This is a genomic window from Ideonella sp., assembly GCF_044358605.1.
Lineage (GTDB): Bacteria > Pseudomonadota > Gammaproteobacteria > Burkholderiales > Burkholderiaceae_C > Ideonella.
The window spans coordinates 37,217-59,818 of record NZ_JBIKNQ010000017.1 but is presented as its reverse complement, the minus strand read 5'-3'; the positions used below and the strand labels follow the sequence as shown (position 1 = coordinate 59,818).

The following is a 22,602-nucleotide window of genomic DNA, read 5'->3' as shown; positions in this document are numbered from 1 at the left end:
GAGTGGGCAATCGAGTGAATCTAGGAAGCAGCACGCAGCCGTGGAAGGTGTGGTCGGCCATTGTGATGGTCATCGCCCTGGCTGTCGCGTGGAATGTTTCAGTGCCTACAGGGACGGCCGCCGAGTGGACCTTGAAGGCGGCGCCTCCCGATCTCGTGCTGGAGACACCCGATCAGGCGGCGGCTCTGTACAAAGCGGGTGGCTTCCAGGCTGTAGCCGGCGATAGCGTCAATCGTTATCAGGCCGGCGACCTGTGGTTGGCGGTGGAATTGCCCGAGCCGGTCATGCAGGGGCCGGGCAGCGTGCTGAGTGTGCGCCCCGCCACCTTGCCGAATGTGGAACTCTATAGGCTGACCCTGTCCGGTAAGGTGGTGTCGGCAGGTGCGGCGGGCATGAAGGTGCCGCGTGCGGAGTGGCCCATGGTGGCACGTGGGCCGGTCTTTGTGCTGGACAAACAGCCGCAATACAGCCCGACCGTCTTGGTCAAGGTCAGTGCCCGTCAGTTTGCGCTGGCAATCGTCAAGGTAGAAACGGCGGCCCAACATCATTTGGCGTCTGAGCAGGAAGTTTTCTTGCTGGGGTGTGTGCTGAGTTTGGCGGTGGTGACGCTGGTCGCATCCCTGCTGGCATGGCGGGTCTCGGCCGATGGGGAGTTTTTGCTCTGGGCTGGGCAGGCCTTGTCTGGCATGTTTTACATCGCCTATTCACACGGGCTGATTGTGGCTTACCTGCCGGCCATGCCGCATGAGGTTCATGCCTATGCGTTTTGGACCACCGTGGCGGTCATGATCTGGACGATCTCCGCATTCGGCGCTCGTTTCCTCGATTTCAAAGCCTTGCACCCGCAGTACCCCCGCGTGATCAATGTGCTGGCCCTGGCGGCCGCGCCTTTGGCCTTTATCTCGGTGTGGCAGGGCTGGGGCACTGCTTTGGTGCGTAGTACCCAGGCCGGTCTGATTGTGTTGTTCACCGTGGGGGTGGCCTGGCAGATCTGGCGTGGGCATCCGTTGGCTCGCCGCTATGGGGTGGTGGCTTTGCTGCTGACGGTCAGTGGCATTCCTTTCTTGTTGTTGCAAGTGGGCCTGGTGCCGGTGACCCACTTGAGCCTGAACGCGTGGCAGTACGCGCTGGCGGCCTGCGACCTGGTCTTACTCCGCGAGCTGGTCAGCCGCTTTCTGCAACAGCGCCGCCGGGCCAATGAGGCGCAGATCCACTTGCAGAACCTGCTGCTCGATGAAAAAGCACAGTTGGAACAACGGGTGGTGGAGCGCACGGCCGCTTTGGTGCAAGCCAATGAGGAGTTGGAGCGCGCCGAGTTGCAGCAGCGCGAGTTGCTGAGCATGGCCTCTCACGAGTTTCGCTCTCCGGCCGCAGCGATTCAAACCACGCTGGAGGCCTTGGAGTACCTGCGCGAACCCATCCCCAGCGTGATGCAAGATCGCCTCGACCACTTGCAAGCGGCGGCTCGACGCTTGAGCTTTTTGGCCAACCGTTTGATTGAGCATGACCGTTGGCGTGAGCGGTCTTTGCAGGTGCATATCGAAAGCTTGGACCTGCGGTCTTGGCTGATCGATGTGCTGGGCGACTACCCCGATGGCTTGCCCCTGAGCTTGGACTTGCCCAGCGAGCCTTTGTGGGTGCGGGTTGACCCGGTGCTGATGCGAATCGCCTGTCAGAACTTGATCGACAACGCCCTCAACCAAGCGCCCAAGGGCGAGGCTCAGGTGCGGATTCAGTTGCGTGCGGAAGCGGCGTCGTTTCGGCTGAGTGTGTCGGACAACGGGCCAGGCGTCCCTGATGAGTTCAAGCTCAAGGTCTTTGACCGTTTTTTCAGCCAGAAGGCCTCATTGCGCAACGGTTTGGGTTTGTCGATTGTGCGCACCGTGGCGCAGTTGCATGGTGGCGATGCTCACGTCACCGATGCGCCACCGCGCGGCGCTTGTTTCACCATCACCCTTCCCTTGAAGGGCGCTGAGGATCAATCCGCCAGCACCATGTCTCTGACACAGTAGCCTGTGCCGCGCTTGGCAAACAGAGGCAGGCTCAAACCGACGGTTTGCTCAATATTGCGGCGCAGGCGGCTGATGATCACCTCGATGCGGTGCTTGTCGTATTCCTCTTGAGGAATCTGCAACTGGGCGGACAAGATCTCCGCGCTGATCACCTCGCCTTGTTGCTGTGCCAGGCAATAGAGCAGTGTGCGCTCGTTGTTGGAGAGCTTGCGCATCAGGCCGTTAGGGGCTTTGAGTTGACCGAGGCCCACATGAAGCGTCCAGGCATTGTCTGGAGCGGTGTCCACCGCGTGAGCAGCGACCGTGGCCGTCGCAGCACGCCCCACGCTGCCCAGGTCGGGCAGGCCGCCCATCGCGGCATCGGCCTGTGCGCTGGCCACCGGGCTGGCAGGTGTGGCGGCCGTGGTCGCACTTGCGTTCTGACCTTGGCTGATGGCGCGGCGATCCAGCAGGCGATCCAGAATAAGGATCAACTCCTGCATCTCAACGGGCTTCACCAAATAGGCGTCTGCGCCAGCGGCCAAGCCGCGCAAGCGGTCGTCGCGCAGGCTGCGGGCCGTCAAAAAGGCGATGCCCAGGTGGGGGTCATGGCGGCGCAGATAGGTGCAGATGGACAAACCATCTTCACCCACCAAGCCAATGTCGAGGATCACGGCGCCTGCAGAACGCACGGCCAAGTGACGATACAACTCCTGCGCGGACGCATAGGCCGCGACACGGAAGCCGTGATGCCTCAGAACGAAACTGAGTTCATTGCGGAGGATGTCCTCGTCTTCGACAATGACGACTTCAGCGCTTGCGCGGTTTGCTGGCACCATAAGAAGAAGGGGTAACTTTTTGCAACACAGGCCGAAGTATCCAGCATCTGGAGCAATGAGCGGCCCGTTTGAAGGCGTTATTGTGCACAGCTGGGCCCGAATTGGGCGCAATTTGGCACTCTTGGCCCTGATCTTCGGCTTGGCGGCCATCTTCGGCATGCATCATGCCGACACCTTGTCACGCCCGTGGACCCTGCATGCCAGCCCCAAAGGTCTGACGCTTCAAGACGAGACGCATGCGCTTCAGCACTATCGGCAAGGGGGCTTCCAGACCTTGGCCATGCCGGGGGTGGGCTATGGGGTGAGTGCTCACGACCTATGGCTGGTCCTGGAGTTGCCGGCGGGTCTGCGCTTGTCACCCCGGGCCTATGTGACGGTGGCACCGGCTCTGCTGGACCGTGTGGATCTCTATCAAGTCGTGCCTGGAGAGTCCAGGCCGCGCTTGCGGGCCTCTTCTGGTTACAGGGTTCAGCCCTCTTTGCGGCCCTTGTCGCTGCGCCAAGCTGAGTTCGACATCGAAGCCGATGAGCGCCGGGCATCGACCTGGCTGATCCGTGTGCAATCGCGCCTCTACACCGCCGCCTTGGTGTCGGTGCAGGACATGGGCGAACACCAGCAAAGTGAGCTGTTAGAGGGCTTTTTGGTCGGCGTGGTCGTGCTGTTTGGACTGGTGTCTCTGGCGCTGTCCTTGGTGGTCCGCTACTGGTCCCCTGACGGACATGCCTTGAACCTCTCCTGGATGGTGCTGGGCTTTGTGGCCTTGATGGGCATGTGGCATGGCTATCTGCGCCTCTGGCTGGATTGGCACTCTACCGTGGCCGTCAGCGCCCTGGACGCTGTGGTGGCCTCAGGCACGCTGTGGGCCTTTTACCGTTGGGCGTCGTCGATGATGAGCATGAAGCGCTACACCCCTTGGCTGACCTGGGCCATGAAGTTGGTGGCGCTGATGTGTTTGCCGGCCTGTGCCGTGGCCTTCATGGCGGGCTGGTCACCGCTGTTGGGGGCGGTGGCGGCGGCGGGCGCCATGATGGTGGTGGTGTTTGCGGGTATTGCGTCCCAGATCAGGCGGCATCGCATCGAGTCCCCCATGTACCTGCTGTTTGCGCTGATCGCTGCAGTCTTGGTGGCGATCAAGGTCTTGGCTGAGCGCGGCGTGCTGCCCTACACCTCGGGCACGGCCTATGGATGGCTGATCGCACTGGCCGTCGCGTGCTTTGCTTTGCTGCTAGACCTCTTGACGCGCGCCATGGATGAGCGGCAGTTGGCGCGCGCAGATCGTGACTGCCTGCATGCCATGCTCTTGCATGAAAAGTCGCAACTGGAGTTGCGCGTCAGCGATAGAGCCCTGGCCTTGAGCAATGCCAATGAGGCGCTGCGCCTGACGGAGTCAAGTCAGCGGGAATTGCTGTCGCTGGCCTCACATGAATTCAGGACCCCGGCGGCGATGATCAAGGGCACGCTGGACGCCATGGAGTGCGTGTCCGAACCCTTGCCTGCCGGGGTGGCCCTGAAGGTGGACGCGCTGCGGACAGCCTCCAGCCGCCTGATCTTCCTGGCCAACAAGCTGATCGCGCATGACCGCTGGCGCGAGTTGTCGGTCAAGCCGCAACTGCGCTCGATGGGGGTGCGGGAATGGCTGTTGGAGGTGCTCGGCGACTACGAAGACGAGGTGCCGGTTCGCTTGAAGCTGCCGCCCGATGACGTTGAGCTACGTGCCGATGCCGTGCTCTTGCGTATCGCCTTGCAGACTCTGATCGATAACGCGTTGGTGCACAGTGCCGATGGGCAGAGCATGGTGCGGGTGAACTTGGTGGTCTTGCCGCGGCAGTTGGAGATCCAGGTGGTCGACGCGGGACCGGGCATTGCTGATGAGGACAAGCCGCAGGTCTTCGAGCGCTTTTTTAGCGTGGGCTCTGACCAGTCGCGCGGCTTGGGGCTGTCCATTGTGGCGGCGGTGGCGCGCATGCATGGCGGCCAAGTGACGATCAGTGATGCTCAGCCGCACGGTGCGTGCTTTCACTTGACGCTGCCGCACCTGGGCCTGCGGACGCCATCGGAGGACGATGATGGCGACTGAGTACAGCGCGCGTGCTGCGTGGCTGCGTATCGCGGTCGTATTGCTCCTGCCCTTGGTGTTGTTGCTGTCGGTGGCCTGGCGGGACTACGTCAGCGACAACGATTCGCCCCGTTGGTCACTCTATGCCCTGCCCGAGGGGGCCGATGTGTTTGACGCCCAGGTGGCGTTGGCGCTGTACCGTGTTGGCCGCGTGGTGCCGCAGGTCACCCACGGCGTTGGGCGTGGCTTCAGCGACGAAGACCTCTGGCTGATGGCGGAGCTGCCCCGCCCGCCCTACCCAGGTGCATTGCGCTTCTTGGCGGTGGAGCCTCACGTGCTGCAATGGGTGGACTTGTATCGCGTGGATTGGGCCGGTCGGCCCGTCAAAGTCGGCTCCACCGGCCTGGCCGTGCCCGTCGCGCAGCGCGTGGGCACGGCGGGCAAGTCGCACTTTGTGCTGACGGACGAGCCCAGTTGGACCTCCACCGTGATGCTGCGCATCCGAGTGGAGCCCGGCGTGATGGCCGCAGCCTCCGTGAGCCTGGAGTCGGCCGGCCAGCGTGATGAAGTGCTTTGGCGCGATGGGCTGTTGTTGGGTGTGCTGACGACGGCGGCGGTGTTGATGCTGATTGCCGTGCTCGCTTTGGCTGCCACCACCCGGGAGCGTGAGTTCATGAGCTGGGTGATGCTGGCCGTCAGTGGCATCTTCTATCTGTTGGTGCTCAATGGCATGCTGGCCCAGTGGCTGCCACCCATGACGGTGCGCGCCCAGTTATGGCTCAACACCTTGGCGGCGGCGGCCATGGTGACAACCACAGGGCTCTTCACGCGAGATTTCTTCGCTCTGGGCGAGGTTCACCCCTCTGTGCAGGCCTCCTTGACCACCATGGCCTGGGCGCCCCTACCCGCCGCTGTGCTGGTCTGGTTGCTGGGGCTGCAGCCCGGCTTCGGGGTCAACGTCATCATTGTGCTCATGGCCATCAGCTATGCGCCTTTGATGCTGATTCAGTTAAAGCGTGGCCACCCGAACGCCAAGCGCTATGGCTTGATTGGCCAGGGCCTGATCTACAGCATCGGCTATTACTTTGCGGCGGCCAGCGGCTGGATTCCGCTGGGGGCCTCCAGCCTGTACATCTGGCAATGGGTGCTGTTGATCGGCTATTTGGCCTTGCTGGGCGACCTGACTTGGCGCACCGTTCGTGACCGGCAAGCCAGCGAGCGCGAACGCGAAGTACTGCATGGCTTGCTGGTTGAAGAGGCAGAGCAGTTGGAGCAGCGGGTGCAAGAGCGCACGGTCGCGCTACGGGCCGCCAACGCTGAGTTGATGGAAGCGGAGGCGCACCAGCGAGAGTTGCTGTCGCTGGCGTCTTACGAGTTTCGAACGCCCGCCTCAAAGATTCGCAGCACCTTGGATGCCCTGCAGGACCTTAACGAGCCCGTGCCACCAGACGTGCAGGAGCGGCTGGACAATCTGCGCACCGCGTCGGACCGGCTGATCTTTTTGGCCAACAAGCTGATCACCCACGATCGCTGGCGGGAGCTCAGTGTCAAACCCCAAACTAAATCGCTGTGGGTGCGGGCCTGGATGCTGGAGTTGATGCGCGACTATGAGGCTGGGCCACCGGTCACGCTCACCTTGCCTGATGCGGACGCTCAGATCACGGCGGATCCAGTGCTCTTGCGTATCGCGCTGCAGAACCTGATCGACAACGCCTTGGCTCACGGCTCCAAGGGCAGGGGGGCCGTGCAGGTCAGTCTGAAGCTGCTCTCCAACACGGTGGAGTTGTCCGTGGCTGACGACGGCCCGGGCGTGCCAGACGCAGAAAAGGGCAAGGTCTTCGAGCGCTTTGTCAGCGGGCGAACCTCTGGCCAAGGGCATGGCCTAGGCTTGTCCATCGTGGCCTCCGTGGTGCGCTTGCACGGCGGGCAAGTCGGCGTGGCGGACGCACAGCCGCACGGTGCGCGCTTCTGGATGGTGTTGCCCCGCGCCAAAGACGCGCATCGCTGAGTCACAGGGTGGCACTGCTAGCTCTCGCAAAAAGTAACAAGCTCACACTCTCGTTCATCTCGCCAGCGCGAGTTTGAGTAGTAATGTGCGCCGCTTTGTATCTTGGGTGAGCGTATTCTCGATGGGTTTGAGAGTGATTTTAAATACTCTCTCGATTGGATTAGGTTGAATGAAAAATACTCAATAAAAACAACAGCTTAGTGATTGTTGTTGAGGCTTCGTGCGGCCGAAAAATGGTTTCGAAATTCGTCAATCAAATCACGGAAAATAGCCTTTGTGAGATCGGTGATGGGTTTCTTGAATGGCTGGTGCTCTCTAGAATCAAGTTGTAACTTTTGCAAGTGAGCCGGCGGCTAAGCGCGGGTTCAAGATCAACTCTCGACAGGAAGCACCATGCCCATCACCCCCATCGAATCCTGGATCCGCCCTCAAGATGAGAGCTTCACCATTGCCCAAGGTCAGACGCAGCGCATCCTGCCCGCCGACCTGACCGGCGACGATGTGGGCTTGAACGGCTCCATCATCAGCCTCAAGCAGGTGAACCAGCCGACCCACGGCAGCATCGTGACCAATGCCGACGGCAGCTACACCTACACGCCCAAAGACGGCTATGTCGGCGCTGACAGCTTTACCTACACCGTCACAGACCAGCACGGCAACATCTGCACGGAAACCGTTTTTGTGACCTGCGGCGGTGCGATCCCCAACCAAGCTCCGACGGTGGTGGACGAGTTTGTCAATGTGACGGCGGGTGTGGCCGTCAGCGCCCATCAGAGCATCCTGCTGGCCAATGACAAGGACACCGATGGCGGAGTCTTGTCCATTGGCGCTTTGGGTAAGCCGGCCCACGGCACCCTGACCCGCGCCGCCGATGGCACCTTGACCTATACCGCAGACCTCAACTACGTTGGCCAAGATAGCTTCACCTATGAAGTCAGCGACGGCCAGGGTGGCGTGACGGTGGGCACGGTGCACCTGAATGTCTGCCCGCCGGCCGGCAATCTGCCTCCGGTGGTCGAAGGTGAGTTCGCTAGCCTGCGCTCCGGCACCGTCGTGAGCGCGCCTGAAAGCCTCTTGCTGGGCAATGACCGTGACCCTGAAGGTGGCGCTCTGACCTTGAAGGCTGACGGCTACAGCCAGCCCGCCAACGGCAAGCTGGAGCGTGCGGCCGATGGCACCTTGACCTACACCCCCAAGGCGGGTTTTGTGGGCGCCGACAGCTTCACCTATACCGTGGTGGATGCCCAAGGCAATGCCACCAAGGGCACCGTGACTTTGAGCGTCACGGCCGGCATGGTCGCACCGACCATCACCACGGTGGTGGACGATGTGGGCGCTAACCAAGGCAATGTTCCCAACGGTGGCAGCACCGATGACAGCCGCCCCACCCTGAAGGGCACGGCTGAAGCCGGTGCCAAGGTGGAGGTCTATGACGGCAGCACCAAGATTGGTGAGACCACCGCTGACGCCAGCGGCAACTGGACGCTGACCCCCGCCGACCCACTGAGCAACGGCGGCCACAACTTGGCCGTGCGCGCCACGGCCGCCGACGGCGCTGCGGCTAACAGCAACCCTTATGTCGTCAACGTCGGCCCCGATGCCCCTTTGGGCGCGCCGGTGGTGCAACTGGCCGACGACGCCAACAATGACGGCTACATCAACGCGGCCGAAGCCAATGCCCGTGCAGACGTGGTCATCACCCTGCCCCAAGGCGCCAAAGCGGGCGATGTGCTCAAGGTGTCTGATCAAGACGGCAATCTGACCGGCCGCCCCCTGACGGCTGCCGACATTGCCGCAGGCAAGGTGACCTTCACCGACGCCTTTGCGATGCCCGCCAATGGCCAGACCTTGACCGTCTCCGCCACCCTCACGCCACCCGGCGGCGCCACCTCGCCCGCAGGTTCAGACAGCGCCGTGGTGGACACCACTGCTGCGGGCCGCCCCACGGTGACCTTGACCACCGATGGCAACAACGACGGCCGCATCAGCAAGGCCGAGCTCGACGCCGCCGGCGGTGTGGACGCCAAGATCGACATCCCGGCTGATGCCAAGGCCGGTGACAAGCTGGTGGTGACCGATCAAGACGGCAACAAGGTCGAGCGCACCCTGAGCGCTGCCGACATTGCCGCCAAGAGCGTGACCCTGGACAACGCCTTCCTGGTGCCTGCTGATGGCCGCCCCGTGACCTTGAACGCTGTGGTCATCGATCCGGCTGGCAATGCGTCGCCGACAGGCAGCGACAGTGCCACCATCAACCTGGCCGCCCCCACGGTGACGGTCAACATCGTGGATGACAAGAACAACGATGGCACCCTGACCCGCAATGAGTTGGCCGGTGCCACCCGCGTAGACATCCGCATCGACCTGCCCAACACCATCCGTGTGGGTGACTTGGTTGAAGTGAACGACAACGCTGGCAATGGCGTCAGCAAGCGCGTGGTGCAAGCCGATCTGACGGCCGGCAGCATCAGCTTCCAAGATGCCTTCCCGCTGCCTGCCGCCGGTGCCAACCTGATCGTCACCGCCAAGGTCACCGACATCTCCAACAACGTCTCGCCCATCGCTGAAGACCGCGTGGTGTTTGACGGCAACTTCTCGCCCATCGGCACCGACGATGTGGCCACCGTGCGCGCCTTCGCCACGCCCATGGTCAGCATCTTGGCCATGAACCAAGACTCTGGCGCTGTGGCTCCGGCCGGCCAAACCTGGGTGACGGCGGACGGCGATGCCGGTCGCGCTGTGTATGGCCAGCTCAGCTCCCTGTTGACACCCGGCATGAAGGTGCAGATCTCCAGCTCCGATAAGCCCGGCGTGTGGATCGACGCAGTCGTCAGCTCCGACGGCCTGCGCTGGACCGCCGTGGACAACGTTACCCATACCAGCGACTGGACCTACACCGCACGCTTGGTGAATGCGGCAGGCACGGTGCTGTCGACCAGCGCTGCGCAATCGGTGGACCTGGACAACCAGGCCTCGGGCGCTCCCGTGATTGAAAGCTTCGGCACCCAGGCTGGCAACACCAGCATCGCGCTGGGCGCCAGCACCACCGACCAAACCTTGGTGGTCAATGGCCGCAGCGCCGATGGTGCTGCCAGCGCCGGTAACACCATTGAAGTGTTTTCCAACGGCACGGGCAACTTCCTGGGGGCCACCACCGTCAAGGCCGATGGCTCTTGGAGCCTGGACCTGACCGGCACCCGCTTGGCCGACGGCGGCTCCAAGTACAGCTTCTATGCCCGCGAGTCTGATGGTTCCGGCAATGTGAGTGCTTGGTCGAACAAGGCCGCCGTCACCATCAACTCTGTCAATGGCAGTGTCGAGAACTGGGCCAACTTTGGTGCAACCAGCTCAGCCCAAGGAAGCAACGTCGTCGCCAACGGAACCCTCCAAACCACGGATGGTTTGGTCAATGTCAAAGCGACTTTGGGCTATGGATATGTCCAAGCCGATTCCGCCGTGGCCTCGGGCCTTCAGGGCCTGTTCCCTGGCGGCAAAGCGGATGGCACAGAAGACACCATGCTGGGCATCTACCCAGGCTACAGCGCCACGATTGCTTTCGACAAGGTGGTGAGCAATCCCAACTTGCTGCTGTCCAGCATCTACGGCCCGGTGACGATCACGGCCACACGTGCCGATGGCACCACCTTCAATCCGGCCCTGTCCTTCGTGGACAACACGCCGGACAACTATCCGGCACTGACCAACATCGCGGGCAATGTGGTGACGGGAGCGGGCAACGCGCAGGGCGTGATCGAGTTGGCCGGCGACATCAAGAGCATCACCATTGCATCGAACAACAGTGGGTACTGGGGTTACTACCAGATCGCCCAGAAGACCGTCACTGGGGGCACCGTGCTCCCGGCTGATGACGGTTCCATCGTGCCTGGTGCCGCTCCCGCCACTAACAATAACGGTGACGATACGGTGTTCTACAGCACGCAAGCCGCGCTGGATGCCGCGCTGGCCAAGGGTTTCGATGGCGGCGCAGGCACAGACACCCTGCGCTTGAGCGGCGACGGCCTGCGTCTGGACCTGACCAACCACACCAGCACCCCTGGCGTGGCGCAGGATGTCAACAACTTCGAGAAGTTTGATTTGGTCGTGGGCAGTGGTCGCAATGCCTTGGTCATGAGCGTCAACGACGTGCTGGCCGCAGGCCGCACCGACGCCTTCCAAGTCAATGGCCGCACGCAAGTGATGGTCAACGGCGATGGCTCTGACTCCCTGAGCCTGACCCACCTGCTCGACAACGGCGGTGACACCGGCAACTGGGTCTCTGCTGGCACCACCGTGGTCAACGGCATCACCTACAACGTCTTCAACCACACCACGCATTCAGCGCAGGTGTTGGCTCAGCAAGGCCTGAAGGTGCAGGTGCCCGCCGACCCTGGCGTGCCCGCACAAACCACCACCTTCCCGACCTCCACGGGCAATGTGTTGACCAACGACACCGACCCCGATGGCAACAAGGCTGACCTGCGCGTCGCTGGCGCCGACAACAACCCCGATGTCGCTCCTGGCGAGAACCTGGGTCAACCCATTGAGGGCAAGTACGGCCATCTGACCGTCAACCCCGATGGCACTTACACCTATGTGGCCGACAAGTCAGCCGGTGTGACCACGCCTGACACCGATGTCTTCTACTACCTGCCCAAGGACGGCGGCGGTGCCAATGGCACGACGCCGATCAAGCTGACCTTCAATGTGGACCCGGCGCTGGCCAATATCAGCAGCGTGACCGGCCCGAACCAAGGTGTGGTCGAGGGCGGTGCGCTGGAGTTCACCGTGGTGACCACGGCCTCTCCGGTGCAGACCCCGGTGACCTTGCAAGTGGTTAGCGGCACCGGCACGGCCGATGTGGACACCACCGGCCCTCTGCAAGTGGACTTCGGCAAGGGCTGGGTCAATGTGGTCGGTGGCACCGTCACCGTGGCACCGGGCACCACCAACTTCAAGGTGCGTGTGCCGACCGTGGACGACGCGGCCATTGAGCCCAATGAGACCGTCAGCCTGAAGGTCACCTCGGCCACCGGCAGCACCGCCAGCGCCGAAGTGACGATTCTGGACAACGACCTGTTGGGCAACACCGCCAAGGGCACTGAAGACACGGCCTTGGCCCTGAAGTGGAGCGACTTCAACCTCAACAACCTGCCGAACGCTCAACCTAAGCTGGTGATCTCGGGCCTGCCCGCTGATGGCAAGCTGGAGTTCAACGACAACGGCACTTGGAAGGCCGCCACCGTCAACCAAGAGATCAGCAAGGCTGACATTGACGCAGGCAAGCTGCGCTTCACGCCGGATGCCAACGAGTCTGGCGCTGATGCCTACAACGCCGCAGGCGTGGGCAACAAGCTCAACGACTATGCGCAAGTGCAGTTCACCGCTTACGACACGAATGGCAACACCTATGCCGGCGGCCGTCTGGCCATCGACATCGCTCCGGTGGTGGATGCTGTTCAGGATGTGACCGCGCGCATGATCCAGTTCAATGCAGGCGCGCCAGTGGGGGTGTCGATTCCTGGTGTCTACACCTGGGACAAGTACACCTTCGACTTCTCTGGTGCGGCCTCCACCGACACGGATGGCAGCGAGCGCAACATGATCGGCATCACCGCCGTCCGTTCCGCCCAGCACAAGATCTACCTGGCTGATGGCACGCCATTGCTGCCGGGTGCCGACGGCATCATCTGGGTCAAGCCGGGCACGGAGATCTTGGTCACCAGCTTCAACTGCGGCGGCGGCGGCAGCGGCTTCACCTACGCGAGCTATCGCCAAGAGGTGAATGGCGCTGGCGAAGTGTTGGCACAGAAGGGCACGGGCACCAAGGTCATCACCTACGACAGCCCGCTGGTGCTGGACCTCAACGGCGACGGCGTGCAGACCACGGCCATTGAGAACGGTGTCTACTTTGACCACAACAAGGACGGCAGTGCCGAGCGCAGCGCTTGGGTCTCCAAAGACGACGGCTTGCTGGTGCTGGACCGCGACGGCAATGGAAGCATTGACCATGGCGGCGAACTGTTCGGCACCAACACCTTGAATGCGTCTGGTGAGACAGCGGCAGAAGGCTTCGACGCCTTGGCCGCCCTCGACAGCAATGCTGACGGTCAGGTGGATGCTAACGACGCCTTGTTTGCCCAGTTGCAGGTCTGGCGTGATGACAACCAAGACGGCGTCTCGCAAGCCAGCGAGTTGCTGAGCCTGGGTCAGTTGAACATCACCGCGCTGAACCTCGACTTTGTGATGGGCCAAGAGGTGCAGAACAACAACCCACTGGCGCTGCTGGGCTCTTACACGACGGCCGATGGTCAGTCGCATCAGATGACGGACGTGCTGTTCCAAGTCGACCACGAGCAGGCGGCCAGCTTGCAAGCCGCAGATTTGTTGCAGCCTGAAGCTGGTCTGGACGCCGTGTTGGGCGAAGCCAAGGCCTCGGTAGATGTGGTGTCGGTTGCCGCTGATGTTGCTGCGGACTTGTCGGCAGCCCGCCTGCATGTGGGCTTCCACCATGACAGGCTGGTGGAGCAAGCGCACTTCTGATGACGTGCAAACCCTGGGCCTCGGCCCAGGGTTTGCAATGCCACATAGGAACGGCGCCCCTCGGGGCGCCGTTGTCATTCAGGCACGAGGGCAGGCCTCGTCTCAGCGAGCGGCTTGAATAGTGCTCAGCCTGTCCTTGCTCGCATCCACACGCTCCAACACTGGATAGCGCAGGCCATTGCGGTAGTCCAGGGTCACGCTGCGAAAGCGCTCGTCCTGACGCAGCAGCAACTGCAGGGGCGCCTTGCCGCCCTTGTTGGCGGTGATGGCGGCATTCAGGCGCTCGGCGCTGTAGGTCTCCATGTTCACCGCCACCAGCACCATGCCGGGTGCCAACTTGGCAGCAAATGCGGGGCTGCCCCAGACCACCTGCTCCAGCTTGCCGTCGGCGGCCACGCTGAGGCCCCAGGAGTGTTGATAGTTGGCCGCGCGTTCTCTCCCGCCTCGGCTGCTGTCGGCATGTTTGGCGAACTCGCTTTCCTTGTCGGCAAAGCCGAGCTTCCAGCCGGAGCGGGCCAAGCCGTCCAGCGGCGCACCGGGGTTGTTGGTGTCCAGGCGCTCACGCAAGAACTTGGCCCAGTCATGCGGCTGCACCTCATTGAGCGTGCGCACCACGTCGTCGAAGGTGTAGGCGGCGGGCTTGATGCTGCCGTCGGCGTGGCGCGTGGTGGCGATGCCAAAGAAGGCCCGGGCAAAGTCGTCCAGCGACTTGGTGTCGCCGCTCTTCTCGCGGATCAGCGTGTCGGCATCCAGCCAGATCAGCGTGGCTTCGTCATAGTAGTCACCGCCGCTGCGCTGCCAGTCGCGCCAGGCCTTGTCGCGGCGCGAGGCCATGGTGCCCTCGTTGGTGGTGTCTTGCAGGTTGCGCCAGGTGCGGCCCACGCGGGCGTTCAAGTAGGCGGCCACATGGGCCAGGCGGTCGCGCGCTTGTTCGGGGGTGGTCAGGCCCGAGCGCGCGGCCAGCACATGGCCCCAGTACTGCGTCATGCCTTCATAGACCCACAGCAGCGAGTTGCGCATGGGCACGTTGTACTGCGGCGTCCAGAGGTCTTGCGGGCGGCGGAACTTACCGTTCCAGGAGTGCACGTATTCATGCGGCAGCAACTCGCGGGCGCGCACGGACTTGTCCCAGTCCTTGAAGTAGTCCGGGCGCACGCCGTTCTCGCTCGATTCGTGATGCTCCAGGCCAATGCCGCCAAAGTCTTTGGACAGCGACAGCAGGAAGTCGTAGTGGCGCCAATGACGCGCACCAAAGAGCTTGTTCGACTGCAGCACCAAGGCCCGATGGGCTTCGATCTGGGCGGGGGTGGCTTCGAGCTGCGAGGCTTCATCAGCCAGCAGGTTCAGCGCAACGGGCTTGTCGGTCTTGGGCGGGTCCAGCTCAATGCGCTTGGCATGCTTGCCCGCAAACAGGGGCGAGTCCACCAAGGTCTCCAGCGACACCGGGGCAAAGTCCACCCAGCCGTCTTTGCCAGGCTGCGGCACCTGGCCCTTGGCATCGCGCAGCGCACTGGCCTGCTGCCAGCCCTCGGGCAGCTTCAGGCGAGCTTGCACCTTGATGCCGCTGGCAAAGTGGCCGGCCGGGTAGAGCAGCAACTGGTTCCACTGCACGCCCAAAATGGCCCGGCTCATGTTGACCCGACCTTGGTCGGGGCCTAGCGGCGAGAGGTATTCAAACTGCAGCGTCAGTTCTTTGGCGCCCGCAGGCACCTCGACATGGAAGGCATAGGGGTCGGTCACATCGCGCACCCACGCCACGCGCTGCGAGCCGGCTTGAATGATCAGCCCCGTCAGCCCACCAATGTCGTTAAAGGGGCCGTGCGTGCCGGGCAACCAGCGCGGGTAGAGCAGGGTCAGCTTGCCGGGTTTGCTCACCGGCAGCGTTTGCCGAACGCGCTGGATGCGCTGGCCCATCTCGGTGCTGTCCACCTGCAACTGGATGGTGCCCGGCCAGGCTTCATCGCGGGGGGCGGGGAGGGCGGCCACGCCGGCGGTCTCGGCCGTGGGGGCGGGGGCCTGTGCGCTGGCATGGGTGGCCCAGGCGCAGAGCAGGGCTAAACACAGAGGTCGCAGCAGGCTTGAGGTTGCAGCGGCAGGCTTGCCCGTGGAGGCCTTGTGGGCCAAGCGTGGGGTCATGAGGGGGCTCCCGAATTGGTTTTGGAGAACCCTTGACGATAACGCGCCGTGGGCTAGTCGCTGCTCGGCAGATTCCCCAGCACGGCTAGTGTGTGCTCGCCCAAGGCAGGCGCCAAGCTGCGCAGGCTGCCTGGGGTGGCCGAGAGCTTGGGCACCACGCCGGGCACATCGAGCTGCAGGCCTTGGGCGGTGACGATGCGCTCGATCATGCCGCGCGCTCTGAAGTGCGGGTCTTGGGCAATGTCGCGCACGGTGTAGATGCGGCCCACCGGCACGCTCACCGCTTGCAGGGCTTGCACCACCTCGGCCACGGGGCGCTCCAGCGTCCAGCGGGTGATGGCGGCATCCAATTCATCCGCCCGGGCGGCGCGCAAGCTGTTGCTGGCCAAGCCAGGGTCTTGGCCCAGGTCGTCACGGCCGATGGCGGCCATCAGGCGCTTGAAGATGGAGTCACCGTTGCCACCGATCACCACTTGGCCATCCGCGCAGCGGTAAGCGTTGCTGGGCGCAATGCCGGGCAGGGCCGAGCCCGCAGGCTCGCGCACCGCACCAAAGGCGCTGTACTCGGGCAGCAGGCTTTCCATGCAGTTGAAGACGGCTTCATACAGCGCCACGTCCACCACCTGGCCCCGGCCTTTGGGGGCTTCAGGGCTGATGCTGTGTGATCGGGCTTGCAGGGCCAGCAGCACCCCGATCACGCCATGCAAGGCGGCCAGGGTGTCGCCCAGGCTCACACCCGCGCGCACCGGCGGGCGGCCTGGCTCGCCCATCAAATGGCGCAGGCCGCCCATGGCCTCGGCCACCACGGCAAAGCCGGGCAGGTCGCGGTAGGGGCCGTCTTGGCCGTAGCCTGAGAGGCGCAGCATGATGAGACCTGGGTTGGTGGCAGAGAGCGTCTCATAGCCCAGGCCCCATTTCTCCATCGTGCCGGGTTTGAAGTTCTCGATCAGCACATCGGCTTCAAGCGCCAGGCGTCGCACCTGGGCTTGGCCTTCGGGCGTGCGCAAGTCCAGCACCACGCTTTGCTTGTTGCGGCTCTGCACCTGCCACCAGACGCTGGTGCCCTCATGCAGCAGGCGCCATTGGCGCAGCGGGTCGCCCGTGCCGGGTGGCTCGATCTTGATGACTTCGGCCCCAAAGTCGGCCAAGGTTTTGCCCGCAAAGGGGCCGGCAATCAGTTGGCCGAGTTCCAGGACTTTGAGGCCTTGCAGTGCGGCGGGTGAGGGAACAGTCGACATATCAGCAGGCATTTTGGGGGCTGGGGAACACAGTCTGCAGGCAGAGGGTGACATCATCCACGCCCTTAACGGCTTGGGGGTGGCCGGGCCAGCGCGGATCTCTAGGATCGCGCACTCTTTAGTTTGACGAGGAGTTTCTTATGAAAGCATACGGCGCCGAGTTTTTCGGCACCTTCTGGTTGGTTTTGGGCGGTTGCGGCAGTGCCGTGCTGGCTGCGGCCTTTCCCGGTGTGGGCATTGGCCTGCATGGCGTGTCGCTGGCCTTTGGCCTGACGGTGCTGACCATGGCTTATGCCATCGGCCACATCTCCGGCTGCCACTTGAACCCAGCGGTCTCTATCGGCCTGTGGGTCGGTGGGCGTTTTGACGGCTCTAAATTGCTGCCCTACATCGTGGCCCAGGTGCTGGGTGCGGTGGCTGCAGCAGGCGTGCTCTATCTGATCGCCAGCGGCAAGGCCGGCTTCAGCCTGAGCGGCGGCTTTGCGTCCAACGGCTTTGGTGAGCACTCGCCCGGCGGCTATTCCATGACGGCGGCCTTGGTCACCGAAGTGGTGCTGACTGCCTTCTTCCTGTTCGTGATCATGGGCTCCACCGACAAGCGTGCGCCTGCCGGCTTTGCACCCATCGCCATTGGCCTGTGCCTGACCTTGATCCACTTGATCAGCATTCCCGTGACCAACACCTCGGTGAACCCAGCGCGCTCGACCGGCGTGGCCTTGTTCGTGGGCGACTGGGCGCTGTCGCAGTTGTGGTTGTTCTGGGTCGCCCCCATCGTGGGTGCAGCCATTGGTGCACTGGCCTATAAGGCCGTGGCCGAAGAAGCCTGATCTTTGTGATGGGCGGGGGAGGGCGTCTTGCGCTCTCCCCCTTTGAATTCAGGCGGGCTGTTCCTCAATACGGAAGCTCGCCTCATCAAACTGCGCCAGGGCTTCCAGCAGCACCGGCATCTCGGTCGCCAAGGTGTTGTGCAGGGTGTAAGGCGGGTTGATGACAAACATGCCGCTGCCCATCAGCCCAAAGCCGTGGCCGTCCGCCTTGTTGGCGGTCATGGAGACATGCAGCCAACCCTTGGGGGCCAAAGCCATCAGGCGCTTGGGCAGCTGCACCGCTTCGACCCGGCTGACCTGCGGGTACCACACAATATAGACGCCTTCGGCGAAGCGGGTCACCGCGTCGCGCATGGCGGCCACCACCTTGCCGTAGTCGCCCACGGTTTCGTACGACGGGTCCATCAGCACCACCGCGCGGCGGGGGGAGGGCGGCAGCTCTGCCTTCAGCCCGGCAAAGCCATCGCCGCCAATGATGTTGGTGCGACGCTCATGGCCAAAGTGCGTGGCCAGGGTGCGCACGTCTGAGGGGTGCAATTCATACAGCCGCATGGTGTCGCTCTTGCGCAGCAGCATGCTGGCAATGGACGGCGAGCCTGGGTAGAGCGCCAGCGGCGGGGTCATGCCCTTTTCCAGCTCGGGCACCACACCGTTCTCGTCGGGCTGCAGGTTGAAGGACTGCACCAGCTGCACATAGTCGGCCAGGGCGGGGGGCAGGTCGGGGCGGCTCCAGAGGCGGCCAATGCCTTCGCGGTACTCGGCCTTCTTTTGGGCGTCTTTGCCCTTGAGCAGATAGCCACCGGCACCCGCATGGGTGTCGATGAAGCGCAGCGGTTTGTCTTTGGACACCATGTAGCGCAGCACCTGGGTCAGCACCAGATGCTTGAGCACGTCGGCATGGTTGCCGGCGTGGAAGGCGTGTCTATAGGCCAACATGGCGGTCTTTCTCTCTTTGTCGCAGGCCTGCACTGTAGCCGTGTTGACAGACGCTGACCGCGTGGGCGGATACGCTTGCGCCCATGAACACACTTTTCAGTCCCTTCCAGCTGGGCGATATCGCGCTGGACAGCCGCCTGGTGATGGCGCCCCTGACCCGTAACCGTGCCGTTGGCGGCATCCCCAACGCCCTGATGGCCACCTACTACCGCCAACGGGCCAACCCGGCAACCGGGGCCGGATTGATCATCACCGAGGCCAGCCCGGTCTGCCCCATGGGCCATGGTTATTTGGACACCCCGGGCATTTACAGCCCCGAACAGGTGCAAGCCTGGCGCCAAATCACCGATGCGGTGCATGCCGAGGGCGGCAAGATCGTGGTCCAGCTCTGGCATGTGGGCCGCATCTCGCACACCTCGCTGCTGCCTGGCGGCGCAGCACCCGAGTCCGCCACCGCCACCCCGGCGCGCGGCAAGACCTATATCGAAGGTGGTTTTGCGCCGGTGTCTGCGCCTCGCGCGCTGCACACCGAGGAGATCCCGGCGCTGGTGCAGCACTACCGCCACGCCGCCCGCTGCGCCATGGATGCCGGGTTTGACGGCGTGGAGATCCATGCCGCCAATGGCTATCTGATTGAGCAATTCTTGCGCGACAGCATCAACGACCGCAGCGATGCCTATGGTGGCAGCCCGGCGAACAGGGTGCGCTTTGCCCTGGAAGTGGCCCAGGCCATCGTGGACGAAATCGGCGGCGGGCGCACGGGCATCCGGCTCTCCCCCATCACCCCCGCCAACGACGCTGCCCAAGACAGCGATGCCCAAGGCCTGTACGGCCTCTTGGCCCAGGGTTTGGCCCCGCTGAAGTTGGCTTATGTCCATGTGGTCGAAGGGGCGACAGGCGGCCCGCGTGACTTGACGGACCAAGGCGTGTCGCCCTTTGACTACAAGGCCCTGCGGGCGCAAGCCCAGGCCCCTTGGATGGTCAATAACGGCTATGACGACGCCATGGCCGAGGCCGCCATTGCCAGCGGATCGGCGGACTTAGTGGCTTTTGGCAAGGCGTTCATTGCCAATCCCGACCTGGGGGCCCGTCTCAAAGCGGGCGCAGCGCTGAACGCACTCAACCCCAAGACACTCTATGGCGGTGGGCCAGAAGGCTATGTGGACTATGCCGTTCTAGGGGGGTGATTGGCGTGAACCTTGCCTCAGAACAGCTGTGAGGCAGCCACCGAGGGAAACCTCTATCGACGAGAGCCCTGGCTTTGTCGAGCATGCATCTCTTTCGTGACTGAAGTCGCGTGCGTTTTCCGCGCACATGGCCCAAGCATAGAGACCCGTGCGGTGCCAGAAGCGCCACACACCAGATGGGATGCACCTCATCCCCCCACCTCTTGAGGAGTTTGTCGGAATGAAACAGGTTCGTTTGACGCTGGTTGCCAGCGCTGTCTCCGCTGCCTTGTCGCTGTTCGCAGCCTCGGCCCAAGCCAATCAGGCTGTGGCGGCCAAGTCTGCTGAAGCGGCTCCCAATCTCTGGTTTGTCGAGTTCGCTGGTGCTCCCGTGGCCGATGGTCGCTTGGCGGCCGCCGTGAAGGCCGACGAGGCAGAGTTCTTGCGCGAAGCCTCTAATCTTCAGATCAAGTTCAAGAAGCGCAACACCTTCACCAACCTCTTCAACGGTGTCTCCATTGAGGCCACCCCGTCTGAGCGCGCCAAGATTGCCAAGATGGCGTCTGTGAAGGCCATGTACCCGGTGATGGTCATCAATGCGCCCAAGGTCGACAAGGTCGATGGCGGCACCGTGCCGGACATGGGCACTGCCTTGGGCATGACCGGTGCTGACATTGCACAAAACAGCCTGGGTTTGACCGGCGCGGGCATCAAGGTCGGCGTCATTGACACTGGTATGGACATCGACCACCCTGCCTTCGGCGGTGGCGGTGTGGCTGGCGGCACTTCGTTTGCAGGCCATCCCCGCATCAAGTTCGGTTACGACTTTGTGGGTGACGCTTTCAATGCAGACCCTGCCAGCCCAGCCTACAACCCCGTCGCAGTCCCCGATGCCAACCCCGACGATTGCGGTGGCCATGGCACGCACGTGGGCGGCATCATCGGCGGCAACAGTGCGGCTGACAGCTTCAAGGGCGTGGCCCCCAACGTGACCTTCGGCGCATACCGCGTCTTCGGCTGCGCAGGCTCCACCACCTCTGACATCATCCTGGCCGCCATGGAGCGCGCTAAGGCTGACGGCATGCAGGTCGTTAACCAAAGCTTGGGCGCCTCTTTCCAGTGGCCTCAGTACCCCACCGCACAGGCGGCTGACCGCTTGGTGCGCGACGGCGTCGTCATGGTCGCCTCCATCGGCAACAGCGGCACTTCCGGCCTCTATGCCGCAGGTGCACCGGGCGTGGGTAAAGACGTGATCGGCGTTGCTTCCTACGACAATGTGGGCATCAAGCTCAAGACCTTTACCGTCTCGGGCGCCCCCTTGACCGCAGGCTATCAAGACGCGACCGCAGCGCCGACTGCACCGACCTCGGGCACCTTCCCGATGGCTCGCACCGGCACCACAGCCTCGGCCACTGACGCCTGCAATGTGGCGCCCCCGGCTGCTGGCAGTTTGACGGGCCAAGTCGCGTTGGTGCGTCGTGGCGGTTGCACCTTCCTTGAGAAGGCACTGAACGTTCAAAACGCCGGTGCGGCAGGCTTGGTGATCTACAACAACGTGGCGGGTCACTTTGGCGGCACTGTCGCTGGCGGTGCGCCGATCACCATCCCCGTGGTCACGGTGTCTGACGCCCTGGGCGTCGAGATGAACAACCGCATCGCTGCGGGTGCCACGACCATGACCTGGACGCCCAATTCGGGCACCTTCCTCAACGTGACGGGCAACCTGATCTCCAGCTTCAGTTCTTGGGGCTTGGCGGCCGACTTGAGCCTCAAACCCGATATCGGCGCGCCTGGCGGCCTGATCGTCTCCAGCTACCCGTTGGAGTCGGGTGGTTACGCCAACCTGTCCGGCACCTCCATGTCCTCGCCGCACACGGCCGGTGGCGTGGCGCTGCTCTTGGAAGCTCGTCCCACCCTGAAGGCCAGCCAAGTGCGTGACCGACTGCAAAACGCGGCCGATCCTAAGGTCTGGAGCGGCAACCCAGGTACGGGCTTCCTGGATGCGACTCACCGCCAAGGTGCGGGCATGCTGGACATCGTCCAGGCTGTCCAAAACAAGGCCCTGGTGACTCCGGGCAAGCTGGCGCTGGGCGAGAGCCAAGCGGGTCCGCAGACCCGTACCTTGAGCATCAAGAACACCAGCGGGGCAGCTGTCACTTACAACCTGACCCATGCGGGTGCGCTGGCCTCGGGTCCGAACACCTTCACGGTTGGCATGTTCAACACGCCTGCGACGGTGGCCTTCAGCGCTGCCACAGTGACAGTGCCTGCCCGTGGCACGGCCAAGGTGGACGTGACGGTGACCGCACCGGCCGGTTTGGCGGACAAGGGCATTTATGGTGGCTATCTGGTGCTGACCGACCAAGCTGAAGGCGGCCAAACGATGCGCGTGCCTTACACCGGCTTCAAGGGCGACTACCAGGCCATTCAGGTCCTGACTCCGACGGCCAATGGCTTCCCCTGGTTGGCGCAATTGGTGGGCACCAGCTACCAAAACCGCCCCACAGGCGGCACCTACTCCTTGGCTGGGTCGGACGTGCCTTATCTGCTGATGCACTTTGACCACCATGCCCGGGCAGTCCGCGTGACGGTCAAAGAAACGGCCACCGGCAAGAACTGGTACACCGCCATCTCTGATGACTACCTGCCGCGCAACGCCACCGCTACGGGCTTCTTTGCCTTCAACTGGGATGGCACAACCACCAAGAAGAATGGCACCGTGTTGACCGTGCCCGATGGCACCTACACCCTGGATGTGTCGGTCCTGAAGGCCTTGGGCGACTCCACCAATGAAGCCCATTGGGAGAAGTGGGCCTCGCCGACAGTCACCATCCTGCGCACCCCGACCAACTGAGGTCGCCAGCG

Annotated in this window: 11 protein-coding genes; 7 read left to right on the top strand and 4 right to left on the bottom strand. The window is 63.2% G+C overall.

Annotated elements, in window-relative coordinates; genetic code table 11:
• Window positions 1–65: 65 nt before the first annotated feature.
• Window positions 66–2,012, top strand: coding sequence for an ATP-binding protein (locus ACIQ3Q_RS08360; RefSeq protein WP_396268591.1), 1,947 nt, complete (start codon window positions 66–68; stop codon window positions 2,010–2,012).
• On the opposite strand, the gene ACIQ3Q_RS08355 is transcribed toward ACIQ3Q_RS08360, so the two are convergent.
• Window positions 1,979–2,830 (bottom strand): response regulator transcription factor, encoded by an 852-nt coding sequence (locus ACIQ3Q_RS08355; protein WP_396268590.1) that lies wholly within the window; start codon window positions 2,828–2,830, stop codon window positions 1,979–1,981. The genes ACIQ3Q_RS08360 and ACIQ3Q_RS08355 overlap by 34 nt on opposite strands.
• 55 nt (window positions 2,831–2,885) lie before the next feature.
• Here ACIQ3Q_RS08355 and ACIQ3Q_RS08350 point away from each other — a divergent pair, with 55 nt between their 5' ends.
• The 3 genes from ACIQ3Q_RS08350 (at window position 2,886) to ACIQ3Q_RS08340 (ending at window position 13,434) form a co-directional block, all read left to right on the top strand.
• Window positions 2,886–4,907, top strand: coding sequence for an ATP-binding protein (locus ACIQ3Q_RS08350; RefSeq protein WP_396268589.1), 2,022 nt, complete (start codon window positions 2,886–2,888; stop codon window positions 4,905–4,907).
• Window positions 4,897–6,894, top strand: a complete 1,998-nt coding sequence (locus tag ACIQ3Q_RS08345; RefSeq protein ID WP_396268588.1) for an ATP-binding protein — start codon at window positions 4,897–4,899, stop codon at window positions 6,892–6,894. Before ACIQ3Q_RS08350 ends, ACIQ3Q_RS08345 begins: the two co-directional genes overlap by 11 nt.
• A gap of 393 nt (window positions 6,895–7,287) precedes the next feature.
• Window positions 7,288–13,434 (top strand): Ig-like domain-containing protein, encoded by a 6,147-nt coding sequence (locus ACIQ3Q_RS08340; protein ID WP_396268587.1) that lies wholly within the window; start codon window positions 7,288–7,290, stop codon window positions 13,432–13,434.
• Window positions 13,435–13,536: 102 nt separating this feature from the next.
• Here ACIQ3Q_RS08340 and ACIQ3Q_RS08335 read toward each other — a convergent pair whose 3' ends face one another.
• On the bottom strand, window positions 13,537–15,570 hold the full coding sequence (locus tag ACIQ3Q_RS08335; protein ID WP_396268586.1) for a M61 family metallopeptidase: 2,034 nt from the start codon (window positions 15,568–15,570) through the stop codon (window positions 13,537–13,539).
• A gap of 53 nt (window positions 15,571–15,623) precedes the next feature.
• On the bottom strand, window positions 15,624–16,808 hold the full coding sequence (locus tag ACIQ3Q_RS08330; protein WP_396268585.1) for a CaiB/BaiF CoA transferase family protein: 1,185 nt from the start codon (window positions 16,806–16,808) through the stop codon (window positions 15,624–15,626).
• A gap of 140 nt (window positions 16,809–16,948) precedes the next feature.
• On the opposite strand from ACIQ3Q_RS08330, the gene aqpZ reads away from it, so the two are divergent.
• Complete coding sequence (gene aqpZ / locus ACIQ3Q_RS08325; RefSeq protein ID WP_396268584.1) at window positions 16,949–17,635, top strand: aquaporin Z; 687 nt, start codon at window positions 16,949–16,951, stop codon at window positions 17,633–17,635.
• A 48-nt stretch (window positions 17,636–17,683) separates the two neighbouring features.
• Here aqpZ and ACIQ3Q_RS08320 read toward each other — a convergent pair whose 3' ends face one another.
• Window positions 17,684–18,571: a 23S rRNA (adenine(2030)-N(6))-methyltransferase RlmJ gene (locus tag ACIQ3Q_RS08320; RefSeq protein WP_396268583.1), complete on the bottom strand. Its 888-nt coding sequence runs from the start codon at window positions 18,569–18,571 to the stop codon at window positions 17,684–17,686.
• 83 nt (window positions 18,572–18,654) lie between these two features.
• Here ACIQ3Q_RS08320 and ACIQ3Q_RS08315 point away from each other — a divergent pair, with 83 nt between their 5' ends.
• A complete protein-coding gene (locus ACIQ3Q_RS08315) occupies window positions 18,655–19,758 on the top strand; it encodes an alkene reductase (protein ID WP_396268582.1) in 1,104 nt (367 codons plus the stop codon).
• Between the two features lie 220 nt (window positions 19,759–19,978).
• A complete protein-coding gene (locus ACIQ3Q_RS08310; protein WP_396268581.1) occupies window positions 19,979–22,591 on the top strand; it encodes a S8 family serine peptidase in 2,613 nt (870 codons plus the stop codon).
• Window positions 22,592–22,602: the final 11 nt, after the last annotated feature.